General features: G+C 60.8%; 8 protein-coding genes and 1 pseudogene. 4 read left to right on the top strand and 5 right to left on the bottom strand.

Features of this window, described 5'->3' with window-relative positions; genetic code table 11:
- Positions 1–86 precede the first annotated feature (86 nt).
- Positions 87–2,087, bottom strand: coding sequence for an acyltransferase family protein (locus IFT75_RS12070; RefSeq protein ID WP_192054983.1), 2,001 nt, complete (start codon positions 2,085–2,087; stop codon positions 87–89).
- 197 nt (positions 2,088–2,284) lie between these two features.
- Entirely contained in the window at positions 2,285–3,580 is a 1,296-nt protein-coding gene (gene gbcA, locus IFT75_RS12065) for a glycine-betaine demethylase subunit GbcA (protein ID WP_122480123.1), read from the bottom strand.
- A 286-nt stretch (positions 3,581–3,866) separates the two neighbouring features.
- On the opposite strand from gbcA, the gene gbcB reads away from it, so the two are divergent.
- Positions 3,867–4,967: a glycine-betaine demethylase subunit GbcB gene (gene gbcB, locus IFT75_RS12060; protein WP_122480122.1), complete on the top strand. Its 1,101-nt coding sequence runs from the start codon at positions 3,867–3,869 to the stop codon at positions 4,965–4,967.
- A 269-nt stretch (positions 4,968–5,236) separates the two neighbouring features.
- On the opposite strand, the gene IFT75_RS21660 is transcribed toward gbcB, so the two are convergent.
- Together IFT75_RS21660 and IFT75_RS21655 are read right to left on the bottom strand one after the other, a co-directional pair.
- The gene (locus tag IFT75_RS21660; RefSeq protein ID WP_446731071.1) at positions 5,237–6,100 is read right to left on the bottom strand and encodes a methyl-accepting chemotaxis protein; all 864 of its coding nucleotides are present in this window, start codon (positions 6,098–6,100) and stop codon (positions 5,237–5,239) included.
- Positions 6,092–6,847: pseudogene (locus IFT75_RS21655) on the bottom strand (MCP four helix bundle domain-containing protein); the annotation flags it as partial. The gene IFT75_RS21660 and the pseudogene IFT75_RS21655, both read right to left, overlap by 9 nt.
- Positions 6,848–7,119: 272 nt before the next feature.
- Between IFT75_RS21655 and IFT75_RS12050 the strand changes: the two are divergent.
- The 3 genes from IFT75_RS12050 (at position 7,120) to hemE (ending at position 8,811) form a co-directional block, all read left to right on the top strand.
- Positions 7,120–7,344: a hypothetical protein gene (locus IFT75_RS12050; RefSeq protein ID WP_185794775.1), complete on the top strand. Its 225-nt coding sequence runs from the start codon at positions 7,120–7,122 to the stop codon at positions 7,342–7,344.
- Entirely contained in the window at positions 7,341–7,634 is a 294-nt protein-coding gene (locus IFT75_RS12045) for a cell division protein ZapA (protein WP_122479777.1), read from the top strand. Before IFT75_RS12050 ends, IFT75_RS12045 begins: the two co-directional genes overlap by 4 nt.
- A gap of 112 nt (positions 7,635–7,746) precedes the next feature.
- Positions 7,747–8,811: a uroporphyrinogen decarboxylase gene (gene hemE, locus IFT75_RS12040; protein ID WP_185794776.1), complete on the top strand. Its 1,065-nt coding sequence runs from the start codon at positions 7,747–7,749 to the stop codon at positions 8,809–8,811.
- Positions 8,812–8,828: 17 nt separating this feature from the next.
- Here the strand turns inward: hemE and IFT75_RS12035 are convergent, their stop codons facing one another.
- A complete protein-coding gene (locus IFT75_RS12035; RefSeq protein WP_192054980.1) occupies positions 8,829–13,862 on the bottom strand; it encodes an RHS repeat-associated core domain-containing protein in 5,034 nt (1,677 codons plus the stop codon).
- Positions 13,863–14,007: the final 145 nt, after the last annotated feature.

The raw sequence follows: 14,007 nt of genomic DNA, 5'->3' as shown, positions 1-14,007 counted from the left end.
AGCCAGCCATGAACACCCACGGTATCAACGCTGCGCACAACTGTAGCGGCGATGCAGGCCGCGTTCAGCTTGCCGTGCCGGGTGCGTCATCGCGTTCGCAGGGGTGCGTAGAGGTGTATCAAAAGCGCTGTGAAAGAGGGTTCGAGCACACGGTTGCCGTGGCCGCTCAGGTGGTCGGGATCGGCGAAGAGTGGTGTTTCGTTCGAGTCGTAGGCCGAGCAGGTGTTGCCCGGGCAAAGGATCGGCAACGGATCCCAGACGTTCAGCGCCGGGTATTCGCGGGTCAGTATCGTCAGCAGATGCATCTGCGGCGCACGTAGCTGCACTATCCGGTCGTGTTCCACGCTCAGTCCGGGCGTGCAGATCGGATTCATTCGGTTGAATGGATCCGAGCAACGGTTCGCCGGGGCCTTGAAGACCGGCGACGGTGCGTCGATCAGTACGGTCAAGCCCGCCGCCTGCAGCGGTTCGAGCACGGCGTCGGCGGCCTGGCGGGCCGCTTGGGCGTGTTGCACAGTGCGCTCGCCGCGTGCTTGTTCGAAGATTGCGTCCTCGCCCTGCTGCCAATCGCGGCCCGCCAGCTCCGGCATGCGCAGGGACGCCAGGAACACCACATCGCCTGGCTTGGCGCGTGCCTGAATATCGGCCAACGCGCTGCTCTGCCAAGTCGCGCAGGCGGGCGGATCGGCATTCAGCAGGCTGACCACCGCGCAGCCGCCGCGTTCGTATTCCACCACGTCGATGCCCAATCGCAGCGAGACGATGTTGAGCATCGTGCGGTAGGCGGCGGTGTGTGAGTCGCCCAGCACGAAAAGCTGGCGCCCGTGCAGGCCCGGCTGGTCGATCTTTTCGATCGGCTCCCGAGGGTAGTGTCTGTAGGCATGCCAGGTGTAGCTATCGGCCACGGTACTCAGCGATAAACGCTCGGTGGAGTGGATTGTCCACGCCGCAATCCCGGCGCACAGCCCCATGGCACTCAGCCCACCGCACACCGACAGGCCCGCACGGCGATGCCACCACGTGCCGCTACGGCGCACTGGCATTTCGACCCAGTGGTAGGACGCCGCTGCCAGGCCGAACACCAGCAACGGGTAGGCCAGCTGGATCCACAGTGCTTCCAGGCCAATGGTCCAGCGCAGGAATACCGCTACGGGCCAGTGCCACAGGTACAGCGAATATGACAGGCGCCCCACGTACGTCAGGGCTGGCCATTGCAAGACCGTCAGCAACGGGCCTGCGGGTCGATCGCTGCCGAGCACCACGGCGGCGATCAGCAACACCGTGCCCAGCACCGGGACCAGCGCCCATGGATACGGGAAGCGTGCGGCCGGCGTCAGGATGAAGCCTGCCGCCAGCAACGCCAGCCCGGCCACCAGCATCGCCTGTCGATGCCACGGTTGCAGGCGAGTCAGGCGGCCTTGGCCAATGGCCTGGAACAGCAATGCACCAGCGGCCAGTTCCCAGAAACGGCTGGGCAGCAGATAGAACGCCGACAAGGGTGCGGCGTGGGTCTGCACCGCGCACCAGGCCAGCGAGGCAAGGGTCAAGGCAGGCAGCAGGCAGCGCGCGATCACGCTGTTTTCGCGGTAGCGCAGCCAGAGCAGGATGACCGTGGGCAATAGCAGATAGAACTGTTCTTCCACGCCCAGCGACCAGGTGTGCAGGTACGGGTTGAACTCAGCTTTCGGTGAGAAATAGGTGTCGGTCTGCCAGGCCAGAACCAGGTTGCTCAGCCCCACGAATGCGGCCAGGCCGGTGTCTTCGTTCTGGCTGCTGAGCCATACCGGGGGAATGATCAACGCCGACATCAGGACACTGGCGGTGAGCACAAGCAATAACGCCGGAAGAATGCGCAGCAGGCGTCGTTGGTAGAACTCCAGCAGGAAGGCGCGCAGCGGCAGGCCGCTCGTTTGCGCCAGGGAGCGGCTGATCACGTAGCCGGAAATGACGAAGAACATGTCTACGCCGGTGAAGCCTCCTGGCAGAAAGCGCAGGAAATCGACATGGAAAACGATGACTGCAAGTACCGCGATCGCGCGCAGGCCATCGATGCCCGCAACGTATGGCAAGCCGGGAGTAGAGGACATGGTGCCGCCCTTTTATTGTTGGGCAGCGACCATAGGATGCCTGGGCAGGCAAACGCCAGATTGCATCTTTTCAGGATGTATCCCGAGCTGGGCGACTGGTGCTCACAGCTCCGCAGGAGCGGTCCGCGGCCGCGAAACGCGCGCCGCGCACTGTCAGGTTTACCGCACCAAGCCTTCGCGGCCGAAGGGCGCGCCTATTACTCGTGCACTGCCACGCCCTTGAGATACGCCGCAGGCTCCGCCCCCAGGTTGCTCAGCAGCCGCTCGCTGTACCAGTCGATGAAGTTCACCACGCCGAATTCGTAGGTCTTCGAGTACGGCCCCGGCTGGTAGGCGGTGGAGTTGATGCCGCGCTGGTTTTCCTCGGCCAGGCGGCGGTCCTGGTCGTTGGTCGCGTCCCACACCTGGCGCATCCGCGCGACGTCGTAGTCCACGCCTTCCACGGCGTCCTTGTGCACCAGCCACTTGGTGGTGACCACCGTTTCCTGCGCGCTGATCGGCCACACCGTGAACACGATGATGTGGTCACCCATGCAGTGGTTCCAGGAATGCGGCAGGTGCAGGATGCGCATCGAACCCAGGTCCGGATTCTTGATGCGCCCCATCAGTTTCTTGCAGCCGACCTGGCCGTCCAGCGTCATCGACAGCGTGCCCTTGAGCAGCGGCATGCGCACGATGCGGTTGCGCAGGCCGTGGCTGGCGTGGGCGTAGGGGATCTTTTCGGCATCCCAGGCGGCAGCCGAGGCGGCCACATGGTCCTTGAAGGCCTGGTCGGCGCGGGGGTCGGTGACGTCGTCCCATTCCAGCAGGGTCTTGAGCAATTCGGGGTGGGCGCCGCCGCAGTGGTAGCACTCGCGGTTGTTCTCCAGCACCAGTTTCCAGTTGGCCTTTTCCAGCAGATCGGTCTGCACCGCGACCTTGGTGTTTTCCATGTCGTACGGTTCCATGTAATGGTTCAGCGTACTGAGGAAATTGTCGATCGCAGGCGGGTTCTCCGCCAGGCTGATGAAAATGTAGCCGCCTGAGGTTTTCACATGCACGGGCTTGAGGCCGTACTGCTTCATGTCGAAGTCGGCGCCCATCTCGGTGCCGGCGAACAGCAGGCGGCCATCCAGCTCGTAGGTCCACTGGTGGTAATGGCAGACCAGCTTGGCCACCTTGCCTTTTTCCTTGGTGCACAGTCGCGAACCGCGATGGCGGCAGACGTTGTGAAAGGCATGCACCACCCCTTCGGCCCCGCGCACCACGAGGATCGGATTGCTGCCGATCTGCAGGGTGAGGTAGTTGCCCTTGGCCGGGATCTCGCATGTCATGCCGGCGATCAGCCATTCCTTGTTGAAGATCTCCTGCATGTCGATCTGGAACAGGCGTTCGTCGTTGTAGAACGGCTGCGGCAGCGAGAAGGTACGCTCGCGTTCCTGCAGCATCTGGGCGGTTGCCTTGCGTGCGGGTTCCAGCGGATCGCCCAGACTCAGGGTAGTGGTGGCATCCATCGTGTTCATCCTCTTGGCCAGGCAGTGTGGCCGCGAAAAAAGTGGCTGTTACGGTTGTCGACGCAAGGCGGCTGAAACTGCGTTCAGATGCGGTGGAGTGTGCGACTCGGCGCGCCATGAACCTTATCCATGGGCGACATGGCCAAATCCATTCCCGACGCTGCAGGCTAGGCGGCATGGGGCTGGTCGCCATGAGCATGTGGATGTCGCGGATGGGAATGTGGCGGTGGCGGTGCACCCGCAGAATCGCTGCACGCACAGTCGGCAGTCGACCTTGGAGACCAGCATGTCCAACCCCTTCCTGATGCCCGTCAATACCCAGACCTGGGCCAATGGGCGCCACATCGTTCGTTGCGTCAAGGTGATCCAGGAAACCTGGGACGTGCGCACCTTCTGCTTCATGGCCGACCAGCCCATCCTGTTCTTTTTCAAGCCAGGCCAGTTCGTGACCCTGGAGCTGGAAATCGAAGGCCAGCCGGTGATGCGCTCGTACACCATCTCCAGCGCGCCGTCGGTGCCGTACAGCTTTTCCATCACCATCAAGCGGGTGCCGGGCGGGCGGGTTTCGAACTGGTTGCACGATACCCTGCACGAGGGCCAGGAGCTGGCGGTACATGGCCCGGTCGGGCTATTCAATGCCATCGACTTTCCGGCACCGAAGATTCTCTATCTCAGCGGCGGGGTCGGTATCACGCCGGTGATGTCGATGGCGCGCTGGTTCTACGACACCAACGCCAACGTCGACATGGTTTTCGTGCACAGTGCGCGTTCGCCCAAGGACATCATCTACCACCGCGAACTGGAGCACATGGCCTCGCGGGTCGACAACTTCAGCCTGCACATCATCTGCGAGAAGCATGGGCTGGGTGAGCCGTGGTCGGGCTATCGTGGCTACCTGAACCACAAGCTGCTGGAATTGATCGCGCCCGACTTCATGGAGCGCGAGGTGTATTGCTGCGGGCCGACCCCGTACATGACTGCGGTCAAGCGCCTGCTGGAAGCCGCCGGCTTCGACATGACCCGTTACCACGAGGAATCGTTCGGCGCCACGCCGCCCGAGGCGCGCGCCGACGCCGTGGAACAGGCCGAGCAGGCGGCCGATGCGCCGGAAGTGGACGTCTCGGAACTGCACCTGGTGGAGTTCACCGCCAGCGGCAAGAGCATCCGCGTGGCGCCGGGCGAAACCGTGCACGCAGCGGCTTCCAAGCTCGGAATGATGATTCCCAAGGCCTGCGGCATGGGCATCTGTGGCACCTGCAAGGTGCTCAAGCTGGGAGGCGAGGTGGAGATGGAGCACAACGGCGGCATCACCGAGGATGACGAAGCCGAGGGCTACATCCTGTCCTGCTGCAGCGTGCCGAAGGGAGATGTGCGCATCGAGTTCTGATGTGCGATTGCGGTGTCAGTCGTGGTTTCGGACGACCGCATCGAAGCCGGACGCGGCTTGCGCCGCTGCTACAGGGGGTCGCGGTGTTTCTGAACGCCTGCGTCGAAGCCGGACGCGGCTTGCGCCGCTGCTACGAGGTATTGCGGTGCATTTGAACGACTGCGTCGAGGCGGGACGACGAGGCATTGCGGTATTTCTGTAGCAGCGGCGCGAGCCGCGTCGGCGGTGCACGCGGTGTCTATGAATGAACGCGTCCAGGCGCTCGGTGCTTACACCTTGAAGCGCGCCACCAGCCCGTTCAGATCCACTGCAAGGCGCGCCAGTTCGCCGCTGGCTGCCGTGGTCTGCGCCGAACCTGCAGCGGTCTGCACCGACAGGTCGCGAATGTTCACCAGGTTGCGGTCCACTTCGCGTGCCACCTGGGCCTGCTCTTCGGCGGCGCTGGCGATCACCAGGTTGCGTTCGTTGATCTGCACGATCGCGCCATTGATCGTCTCCAGCGCCATACCGGCGCCCTTGGCGATGTTGAGGGTCGACTCGGCGCGCTCGGTGCTGTTGCGCATCGAGTCCACGGCCTGCTCGGTGCCGCCCTGGATGCTGCCGATCATGCGTTCGATCTCGCTGGTCGACTGCTGGGTGCGGTGCGCCAGCGCGCGGACCTCGTCGGCCACCACGGCAAACCCGCGGCCTGCCTCGCCGGCACGTGCTGCCTCGATGGCAGCGTTGAGCGCCAGCAGGTTGGTCTGGTCGGCCAGGCCACGAATCACGTCCAGCACCTTGCCGATGTCGCGCGACTCGGTTGCCAGGTTGCCAATCAGCTCGGCGGTGCTCTGCACGTCGTTGCTCATGCGTTCGATGGCGCTGACGGTTTCCATGACCAGGTCACGGCCATCGCTGGCCGACGTGGTCGCGTCCTTGGACGCCTCGGAGGTGCTCACGGCGTTGCGTGCCACTTCTTCGACCGCACTGGTCATCTCGTTGACTGCAGTGGCGGCCTGTTCGATCTCGTTGTTCTGTTGAGTCAAGCCGCGAGCACCTTCGTCGGTGACGCTGTTGAGTTCCTCGGCAGCCGACGCCAATTGGGTCGCCGAACCGGAAATACGCTGCAGGGTATCGCGCAGCTTGCCCTGCATCTTCTGCATGGCCAGCAGCAACCGCGCGGCTTCGTCGCGTCCCTCGGCATGGATCGGCCGGGTCAGGTTGCCTTCGGCGATTTCTTCGGCTGCGGCCAATGCCTGGTCGATCGGCTTGACGATGCTGCGGGTCAACAGCCAGGCAAACAGGAACGTCAGCAGGGTCGCCACGATCAGCATGCCCACCACCCAGGTGAACGCCGAGCGGTATTCATCCTCGGCTTGCTGATTGATCTCGCGGGTTTGCACATTGTTGATCTTGACCAGTTTCTCGAGCACGGCATTGACCTGCTCGGAATTGCTCAGCATGTCGCTGTTGAGCATGGTCCGCAGCTCTTCCACCTGGCCGTTGGCCGAGAAACTCTTCATGCGAGCTTCGAGCTGGCGATACTGGCCCAGCAAACGCTTGTAGTCATCGTAGGCCGCCTGCTCTTCGTCATTGGAGATCATTTTCTCGTAACGGGCCTGGGCCTGGTTGATCTGCTCGTTGCGCTGGTCGAACAGCTGCACGGTTTTCTGCTGGATCTCGGCTTCGCGATTGAGCAACAAGCGGTACGACAGCACACGCAGGCGCAGCGTCAGCTGGGTCAGCTCGTCCAGGCTGGTGATGCTGGGTACGGTGTTGTTCTCGATGTTCTGGCCGGCGGCGCGGATGTGGCTCATCTGGACCAGGGAAAACACCCCGAGCACGATCATCAGCACGCCGATGAGGGAGAAACCGAGCAGCGCGCGCGGGGCGATGTTCATGTTGCGTAAAGACATGTGAGGTTACCGAAAGGTAGGGCGCGTCCGTGCGACACAAGAAAGGGCTGCACGGCTTATCGGTCGAATGTAAAAAGTCTGAAGGGGACAAATTGCCGCAGGTGATGCGCGTCATCGCGAACGCTCAAGCGATGAAGACCGATGAACGGGACGAACCGAACAGCGATTTGGGGGTCCATCGGGGTCCTATCAAAGCTGGCCCGGGCGAGGTTTTTTCTTTATCGTTCGCGCCCCTGACAAAGTGTTGGAAATAGCAAATGTTGGAAGCATCCCTGAATCAATTGGAAAGCCTGGTAAACGACCTGGTCAAGCACAACCGGGAACTGGCCGAACGCAATGCCCAGCTGGCCGGCGAGCTGGCCCAGGCCAAGGATGACAACGACACGCTGCAGCTCAGTCTGCTTGAACAGGAAGAGCAGCAGGGCGCAACCACCGCGCGTATTCAAGCACTGGTCGAGCGTGCTACCGCGGCGGCGGTATGAACCTTGACGACGGGGTTGAGGTCTTCTCGATCCTGGGCAACGAATATTCAGTGAAAGCACCGCCCGGCGAACAGCAGGCGCTGCGTCAGGCGTTCGGCATGCTCGAGCGCACGCTGGCGCAGACCAAGCGCAGCCATCCGACATTGATCGGCGACCGCCTGCTGGTGCTGGCCGCGCTCAATCTATGCCAGCGCCAGGTCGAGCTGAGCCAGGGCCACGCCCATGCCATGGACCAGTGCAAAAGCAGGATCGACGCCCTGGTGAGTCGCTGCAGCGATACGCAGGACTGATTCAGCCAAGCGGCCGGGTGGTGCTGCTGCGCAGACCACCGCCCAGCCCTCGCCGGTGGCTTGTTGTACTTTGCTCTGCGAAAATCCTCATACTTTTCTGCCGGATGTTGACATGACTCCCCTCAAGAACGACCGCTTTCTGCGTGCCCTGCTCAAGCAGCCCGTTGACGTCACCCCGGTGTGGATGATGCGCCAGGCCGGACGCTACCTGCCCGAGTACCGCGCCAGCCGCGCCAAGGCCGGTGACTTCATGAGCCTGTGCAAGAACCCGTCGTTCGCCTGCGAAGTCACCATGCAGCCGTTGGAACGCTACCCGCTGGATGCGGCCATCCTGTTCTCCGACATCCTCACCATCCCCGATGCCATGGGCCAGGGCCTGTACTTCGAAACCGGCGAAGGCCCGCGCTTCAAAAAGGTCGTCAGTACCTTGGCCGACATCGAAGCGCTGCCGATCCCCGATGCGCATCAGGATCTGGGCTACGTCATGGACGCGGTCAGCACCATCCGCCGCGAACTCAACGGCCGGGTGCCGCTGATCGGCTTTTCCGGCAGCCCCTGGACGCTGGCCACCTATATGGTCGAAGGCGGTTCGTCGAAGGATTTTCGCAAGACCAAAGCCATGCTCTACGACCAGCCCCAGGCCATGCACCTGCTGCTGGACAAGCTCGCTCAGTCGGTCACCAGCTACCTCAATGGCCAGATCATGGCCGGGGCCCAGGCGGTGCAGATCTTCGATACCTGGGGCGGCAACCTGTCGGCCGCGGCGTATCAGGAATTCTCCCTGGCCTACATGCGCAAGATCGTCAGCGGCCTGATCCGCGAACACGAAGGGCGCAAGGTGCCGGTGATCCTGTTCACCAAGAACGGCGGCCTGTGGCTGGAAAGCATCGCCGACGCCGGCGCCGACGCGCTGGGCCTGGACTGGACCTGCGACATCGGCGAAGCCCGTCGCCGCGTTGGCCACAAGGTCGCCCTGCAGGGCAACATGGACCCTACCGTGCTGTACGCCAAGCCCGAAGCGATTCGCACCGAAGTGGCGCGGATCCTCGCCAGCTACGGGCAGGGCACAGGCCATGTGTTCAACCTCGGCCACGGCATCACCCCGGAAGTCGATCCCGAGCATGCCGGCGCGTTCATCAACGCCGTGCATGAGTTTTCAGGGCAATATCACGGCTGACAGTCAACCCAGTATCGCTATGGGCGCCCGCCTCGAAGAAAACGGCCAGTACTGTAGCTCGAGGCGTCGGCGCCAGCATTCAATATCGCACCGACGTAATTGAAAGTCATCCCTACAGCCCCGTCGACACCTCCACGTTCGAACCATAACCTGGATGAGTTCAAGTGCCCTGTCACATTACTGATTTCCCCGCTCGCGACTTGCCGAGCAATGTCCGCGTAGTTTTCAGCATGTTGAGTCGACAGTGCCTGGTTACCCCAACTTCCGAGGCGTGAGTTGACCCCCCTGAGTGCTTGGTTGAAGGGTTGTGTATTATTTGGTATCTCTGTCAACGCTGCGTCCAACACTGCTCTTGCAGGCGAAAGCGGGACAGGGGTGGGCGAGTAAGTCAAGGCTTGCCGAGTTGTAGTTGCGAACTCTTGTGCAGAGCGTGTGACTTCTGCCCAGATTCTGCTGGCGGGGGATTGCCCCCCGGCGTGTTGCAGTCGATACTGCCAGTTACCGACGAATGCCCCTATTCTGTTCGCCTTGCTGGCTACTTTTGTGGCCACGTTGGAGAGGCCCACCCCGCTGGACACTGCGGACCCTATGCTAAGCCCGAGGGTGACCCATCCCAGGATGCCGGCAGCTTTCTCGTTCCCTTGTGCTTCCAGAATCGGCTCCGCAATTCCAGTGCCTATCGTGGCCACTTCCAGGACTGCTCCGGTCAGTGCCGCAATACCCACTGCCGACAACGCCACGGCACCTACGGCGCCGGCGATGGTTGCGGCACTGATGGTCAGGGCGCCCGTAGTCGCAGCGGTGCTGGCCCCTACAGCACTTATGGCGACACCCATTGCACCCGCGAGCGCTCCGGCGGTTATCACCGTTGCAGCCACCGCGAAAACGACCGCAACGCCAACAACGAACCATTTCCAGAAACTTTGGCCCGAAGGGTCAATGTTATTGACCGGGTCGCCGCCGCAGTAGGCGTAGCGATTCAGCCCGCCTGCGCCGAAGGGGCTGGAATCGTCGGGGGCTAGGAACAGCATCAGCTCCGGGCAGTAAGGCCGGTAGCTGCCTAGATGATAGAGGCCGGTGAAGCGGTCGCGTTGTTCACCCGCATATCCTAGCAAGCCTTCGGCGCCGGAGGCGTCGGCACCATGAGGCGTGTAGCTGATCGATCGTGCCACGTGATCCAGCTCCATTCGCACAGATCCTTGAGCGTCGGCGCCCAAAAGCATCACCTTGCGAACCTCACTGGCCAGATGGCTCTGTGCGTAAGGAGCCCTTTGACTGCCGACGAGAGTAACCTGTTGGCCGTTCGCCAAGATCTGGCCAATCAGCGCAGAGCCATTATAGATTGATAGTTGCCGGCTCGCGCCGACGGTCTGCGACGCAAGCCGGCCCATGGGGTCGTAACCGTACGAGATGCTGCCTGCGGCAGTGGTGACCTTTTCCAGCTTGCTCTCATCGTTCCACTGCAAGGCCCGCATGACCTCGCCGTTGCGCCGCTGCTCGCGAAGGCGCCCTGCGGCGTCCCATTCCAGTGCGATGTCACAGTCATCCACGCCACGGTGGATAATCATTACAGGTCGGTCATGTGCGCAGCTGTCGTAGGTAAAGCTCATGACGTTCACCTCGCCGCCAGTGAAGGTCGTGGTGACTGTAGAGTAGCTATCCAGGGGAGTAAGCACGAATTCGCAACGTGCGATTTGTCTACCTGTGCGCAAGTCGCTCGGTGCCTCCGGTCCTTCGGCTTCCATCAGGACAAGTCGGCCCATGGTGTCGTATTCATACCGTTCCTGGCTCAGCAGCCGGTTGTTCTCGACAAAGCTGCGACTGGCCAATTGGCCTCGTCCCGTCCAAGTCAGCGTTTGCACTTTCTCAGTCGTAATGCCGGCGGACGACGAATGCCAGGTGCGAGTCAGTTCGCGGTCAAAGTCATCGTAAGTGTTCAGCTGATCAAGGCTCAGGGTGCCGCTGGCGAACGTCTGGGTACGGGCGACTCGGCCATGGCTATCGTAGGTGAGGTGCACCTCGACGTGTGCCGCACCTGTACCGCTGATGAGACTTTGCAGCTTTCCCTCACTGTTGTAGCTAAGATTCTGCAAGGTGCCATCGGGTAGCGTCACGGTCGAGCGACGTCCGCCAAGAGACTGGGTTCCCTGTACACGGAGGGTCTGACCGTCGACCTTCCAATCCGAATACTGGGGGCGGCCGTCGGGGGTGTAGCCTTGGTGCATTTCCCCTATGCCTCCGAAAACATCACTCAGTCGCCCATTGGGGGTTGCGTAGGTAAAGCGGTTCACAGCAGCGCCATTTCTACTGACGCTCAGCAACTGGTTGCCCAGTTCAGCCTCATAGGTGTACGTCGTTGTCTGCCCCAGTGCGTCAGTGCTACTTGTCGGCTCCCACTGTCCTGCAATGAAAGCTTGATGACGGCTGAGCCCCATGCAGTTGACTTGGGTCGCCCGGCCAAGCGCATCGAAGGTTCGCGTTCCCAGTACCGTCTGACTGCCATCAATGGCCGTAAGGGTCACTTTTGAAGGTTTTTCTTCACTGAACCCGTCGTAGGCCCACGTGACCCGGTTGCCGTCGGCGCGTTGGAATTCGGTAACTCGGTCAAGTGCGTCGTACTGGGTGGTCGATGTGGTCCGCACCCCGTCAGCATCAGTGCTGTGCGACACCGCACGACCAAAGCCGTCGATCTGCCAGCTTTCCGTACGCAGCAGATTACCGTCTGTTGCGAAGAATTGGGCCAGCTCTACAGCGCCCGACCGGTGTTGAGTCGTTATTACGCTGCCCGCAGGCGCGCCATCAGCGGTTTCGCGCCACTTCTTGACCCTGCGGTTGATAGGATCATGCTCGGTGCGGGTGATGGTGGTGTCAGGATTGTACTCGCTAGCCACTTCTCCCCAGTCACCAAGAAAGCGGTTTACCTGCTGGCGGATAGGGAAGGCCATGTCCCGCAACCAGTCTTGGGTCAGCTCTGATTGCAGTGATCCTTCGACGTTGTAAGCGCCCGTCCAGACGACCTTGAACTCGCTGGCTGTAGTATCGGTATTCTTGCGCAGGACTTTGATGGTTCTCCCGTCCCCGTCGAACAGGGTGCGGGTGGCCACGCCGTCCATCGTGATTTCCTCTTTGTAGACGTCTGTTTCGCCCTCTTGGTGAACGCAGTAGCGGTAAGAGGTGGTGACAGCATAGGGGCTATTGGCCGCATCAGTTCTGACACTCAGTCGCCCCAGTACATCGTAGGCAAAGTGAGTTTGCATACCGGTCGAGGCAGTTTCGATCAAGGTCGATCCCGTCAGGCCGTGCTGCAATGTGGTGCTGTCGATCGAAACAGCACCATCGCCATGAATGGTTTCCGTGACCTTGATGTTTCCCTGCTCAATGCTTCTCAGCCAGGCTGTGGTGCGGGCTACGCCGTTGCGCACGACTGTCTCCGAGGTCGGCCTGCCGAAGAATGGATGGTTGACATCCGTTTCCCAAACCCGAGTCAGCTCGGTGAAGACGGCTTCATTGCCATCTATAAGGTGTGCCGTACGCTCACCGATGAGCATAGGATGAGGAATGTCATCCGGGTCTCGATGCCGAGGGGGCAGGGACTCGTACACGGTGGTTTTCCTGGTGGGCAGCGCGCCGAGCGCTGGACTGGCAGGTGTGAGTGTCGACGTGTGAGGGCGCCGTACGAACCCACTTTCATCAGCGGCGTAGTACGTGTTCGTTTCGATACTGCCATCGGGTGCTTGACGCGTCAGCAGGTTTCCGCACTCGTCGTAAGTTGTCAGGGTGGTTTCCGTACGTTCACCGCCGGGCCCCTTGAAAGTCGTTTCTTCTTTCCATGGTAGTTGGCAGAAAGCTGGCTGCGATTCCCATTCCTGGTCCGTGTGGTGATAAGTGGTAATACGAGTGACGGTATTGTTACCCCGCTGTACGACGTCGTTGGTCAAAAGATGAAATCGGTTCCAGGTAAACGTGCGTACCTCGACAGGCTGGTCGTTGAGATTCCACAACGTTTCCGCGCAGCTGTAGATATAGCCTGCCGGCAACCAGTAGAGGTTGTCGCGATCATTGTTCCAACCGTCTGAGGGGAGCGTATTTCCACCCATGTGATTGTTGTCACTCAGCCACTCCCAAGTACGTAGAACAGAAGGTTGCTCCTGACCTGGCTTGTGCTCAACCGAAGCGACTCTTGGCATGCGTGTGAGCGGAGCGCCGGGTGGAAGATGGTGCCCAGCGTCACCCTCATCGTAAGTGACCAAGTCTTCGCTACCCAAAGGACCAATGACTTTTATGGGGACCAGCTGGCCATCTGACGTCGCATAATCGAACTGCCATTGGCTGGCATCAGGTAAGGTGAACAGGCGCAGTTGTTGCTCCAGAATTTCAATGGAGTAGACGGCAGCCTCTGGCGTACCCGGAAACTGAGTAAAGTGAACTTTATCCGGTTGTCGGTCGATGCTCAGCAGAACCGTGGCCAGCTCGTCGGTGATATGGGTCAGTAGAAGGTGGTCGTCGATCAGCTCCCAATGATAAGTGGCGGTGTAACCCAAATGGCTGCGTTGCTGCGTCCTGATGGCAATACTGGTGCCTGACCGCTGTTGCAGCCACTCACTGTCACCGGTTTTGTATTCCACTCGAAAGCTTTCTTCACCGTCGGTGGTAGACATTCTTCGGACATGGAAAGTCTTAAGCTTCACATCGTGGAATGCCAGCAGGCCGCCTGGCGTTTGATCGGATGCTTGCCAGTCCACTTTGAACGACTCACCTGTGCTTAGTACCAGATCACCAGTAGCCAGGTCCAGTGCACTGGTGACCCAGTGCCAGCCGGCTCCCAGTGTGTGGTCCATGGCCCCTGCGGTTGGAGTGAAATGGAGCTGCGGGCACACCACTGGACCACTGAGCCGATTGGCTTGCATGGAAGGCAAGGCAATATTGAGCGTGTAATACCCTGTGCGTGCGTCCACCCCGGTATTCACTGCACTCGTGAAGTTGCTGGCCTGACTGTAGACTGTGTTGCTCAAAGTGAGTGGCTGCGCAGTAAGCGAGTTTAGGTTTGTCATGGTCATATATCCCTAAGCAAGTGCTTCGAAAAGAGGTGCTTTAAACACGCAGCATAGGAGCTATTTAATAGAGCGCAACGCTGTTCATCGAATTTTCTGAATGTTAAATAATTTTCAGTACAGGCCGTTGTGAATAATCATAGTT

This window comes from Pseudomonas sp. CFBP 8758 (genome assembly GCF_014841725.1).
Lineage (GTDB): Bacteria > Pseudomonadota > Gammaproteobacteria > Pseudomonadales > Pseudomonadaceae > Aquipseudomonas > Aquipseudomonas baltica.
This window is presented reverse-complemented; position numbering and strand designations above follow the sequence as displayed.

Excerpts from the sequence above, each read along its gene's own strand:
- IFT75_RS21660 (WP_446731071.1), bottom strand. The coding sequence starts at position 6,100 with ATGCAGGGCAAGCTGCGCGATACCCTGCAGCGTATTTCCGGTTCGGCG.
- gbcB (WP_122480122.1), top strand. The coding sequence starts at position 3,867 with ATGTCCAACCCCTTCCTGATGCCCGTCAATACCCAGACCTGGGCCAAT.
- IFT75_RS12050 (WP_185794775.1), top strand. The coding sequence starts at position 7,120 with ATGTTGGAAGCATCCCTGAATCAATTGGAAAGCCTGGTAAACGACCTG.
- IFT75_RS12035 (WP_192054980.1), bottom strand. The coding sequence starts at position 13,862 with ATGACAAACCTAAACTCGCTTACTGCGCAGCCACTCACTTTGAGCAAC.
- gbcA (WP_122480123.1), bottom strand. The coding sequence starts at position 3,580 with ATGGATGCCACCACTACCCTGAGTCTGGGCGATCCGCTGGAACCCGCA.
- IFT75_RS12045 (WP_122479777.1), top strand. The coding sequence starts at position 7,341 with ATGAACCTTGACGACGGGGTTGAGGTCTTCTCGATCCTGGGCAACGAA.
- hemE (WP_185794776.1), top strand. The coding sequence starts at position 7,747 with ATGACTCCCCTCAAGAACGACCGCTTTCTGCGTGCCCTGCTCAAGCAG.
- IFT75_RS12070 (WP_192054983.1), bottom strand. The coding sequence starts at position 2,087 with ATGTCCTCTACTCCCGGCTTGCCATACGTTGCGGGCATCGATGGCCTG.